The organism is Salinicoccus jeotgali, from assembly GCF_039538805.1.
GTDB classification, from domain to species: domain Bacteria; phylum Bacillota; class Bacilli; order Staphylococcales; family Salinicoccaceae; genus Salinicoccus; species Salinicoccus jeotgali.
In genome coordinates, this window is the sequence record NZ_BAABCK010000044.1 from 1 (window position 1) to 2,564 (window position 2,564).

General features: G+C 28.2%; 2 protein-coding genes. Both read left to right on the forward strand.

The window, feature by feature from the left end; genetic code table 11:
• Window positions 1-216 precede the first annotated feature (216 nt).
• Window positions 217-786: a hypothetical protein gene (locus ABD734_RS07820; protein ID WP_344703140.1), complete on the forward strand. Its 570-nt coding sequence runs from the start codon at window positions 217-219 to the stop codon at window positions 784-786.
• 736 nt (window positions 787-1,522) lie between these two features.
• Window positions 1,523-2,452, forward strand: a complete 930-nt coding sequence (locus tag ABD734_RS07825; protein WP_486374922.1) for a P-loop NTPase fold protein — start codon at window positions 1,523-1,525, stop codon at window positions 2,450-2,452.
• Window positions 2,453-2,564: the final 112 nt, after the last annotated feature.

Sequence of the window (2,564 nt, forward strand, 5' to 3'; positions counted from 1 at the left end):
AACGGTCGTTATTTAGAATGATTTTTACAACTTTTACTTACCATTAAATTTAATATAAAATATTTATGCAGATGTATCATAATAATTTTCTATATCAGAATGCAAATCTAAACCTACGCACTGTATTACTTCGATGAAGATTTAATTTTGAAGTGTTACACTTTTTAAAAGTATCTATGATTTAATAGAGAAAGGACAATATAGGGGGAAAGATCTATGTGGGAGATAATAATCAATAATAATAGTAATAATGTTTTGGGTTCCATTATAACTGGTCTCTTTACCTTTTTTACTGGTTTAATTGCTATAGTTGTAGTTCGAAAACAGTTAAGAGATTCTTTAGACTCAAAGTCAGGCTGGAGGCAAGAATTATTTAAGGTGTCATCAAAATCCAGGCTACTTTCAGACGATGTATACATATTATATACTGTTCTTAGATTTAGACCTCATGATGAAGCTAAAAAAAAGGATTACACATCTATGCCACCCGAAAACTTTAATGAAATGACTGCTTATATCTTTAAGGAATTAGGCGCTATTGAAAAAAATATTGATACTGGTATCCAATGTATAGAGCATAGCGATGATGAACAAAAAAAATATTTAAACCAAAAAGATTCACGAAAATTAAGGTTGTTTGCCAGATATCTTCTTAAAAATCATTGGGAAACACTAGGAAATGGTTGGCTAAAAAGATGGTATTGGCATAAATTTGAGGAGAAAAAAATGATAAGTGATTTTTATTATTTAATTAAAGAAAACGATAAGAAGGTAGAAGAAAATTGATGACAATAATGTCTATTAATATTAAATGGGATTCTTTGTCTGTCGGACTTCTTATTAATTCTATCGCGTTTTTATCCTTATTTTTTTCTCTGAGTATATTAATAGGATTATTTTATTTTTTCTCTGGCAGTGTTGAAGCGAAAAAAAAGACCTTCGATTACTTTATAACTATTTTTATATCTATAATCATTTGTTGCATACTACTGATAACTATCTCTATTACTTGTTGGATAGTTATAAATGTGATTTATGATTTATTTAACCAACAAATCTCATAATTTACATCAAATATTTCAACTCCGATTTTTCCCTCCATTTCTCTCTATATTCTTTCTCAATTTATTTACAATTTTCATCGGATACATGAGGTGTGTCCGATGGGGTCATTCAATCGTAAATATAAGGTGTATGTATTAAATTTTCTCACACGAAGCAGAACGATTGCTCGATAAAAGTTGATGGGTATATGCATGATCATCTATTCTATTTTTGTGAGTGCTATGGGATACTGCTTTTCCCCACAATACGGACAAGACCCCTTAAAATTATTCGGAACGATGAGAATTTCCAAATATATAGTATAATTTAGGTAGAAATCTCATAATAAGGAGTAGGATATATTTATTAAAACTGATTGATAATAAAGTTACTATAGAACTACTATATGATGAACATTAATATAAATATTTAAGAGTATGGAGAGTGATGCGTTATTACTAATGAATTCAATAAAGAGATCGACTATTTTTACGATACTTATATTAATTGTAAAAAAAAAACAGGGGTAACTTTTTTGAATGGGAGGTGGGGGAGTGGGAAAACATACTTTTTAAATGAATTGAGAGAGAAGAGTAAAAAATATAAGTATATTGAGATGGACTTTTGGGGCGAAGAAATTTCAGATCAAAACTTTACTTTAATAGCAAAAAAACTAAAACCCATAAAGTTTTTTTTCTACAAGTTAACTTATCCAATAATAGTGATAATAATTTCTGCAGTAATAACTTTATTACTTTACTTATTAAGTTACTTATTTACAGGCGACATTTTTACTACCTCAATTTTTACCAACAGCATACTACTATTCTTTTATTTTTTTATAATAGCTTCATTGCTTCAATCCAAAGATTACTTTTCTAGTTCAGATATTTTAGAAAACAGGTCTAAAAAAATAGTTGAAGATTTTTCAGATAAAAACAAAATAATTGTTATTGACGATTTTGATAGAATATCTTCTCAAGATCGTGAAAATCTATATGCTATTATCAATTTACTTAAAAGTAACCAGAATAAGATTATTATAGTTGGAGATATAATACAAATAGATAAAGATATAAGGGATGGTTTCGTAAGAAAAATTATAGATTATAGATATGACATAGATAATCTTCATAGTACGCAGTATTTATATAGTAAAATTGAAGAGAAACTGCAAAAGATAGAAATTGACACTTCCTCTATTGAAATGATCCTTTTGAGAAGTGATTTTACCAATAAGAAAAGAACATACCGAGATTATGAACAATTTTCCGAACTGATAGATGACCATGTTTCCAATAATAGCAACATAGAATACATCAATTCTAATGAAAAAATTTATCTATTATATTTATATCATTTTTACTACGATGTATATAATAAAATTATTTCATTTCGCCGATTGTAAAATTAAGCTAGACACCTAAAAAGGGTCACGCGTGATACACTCAAAATGAGTTTTCCGACCAAAGAAAATCATAGGAGTGATCACGCATGACCTACACCCATATTACCACGGA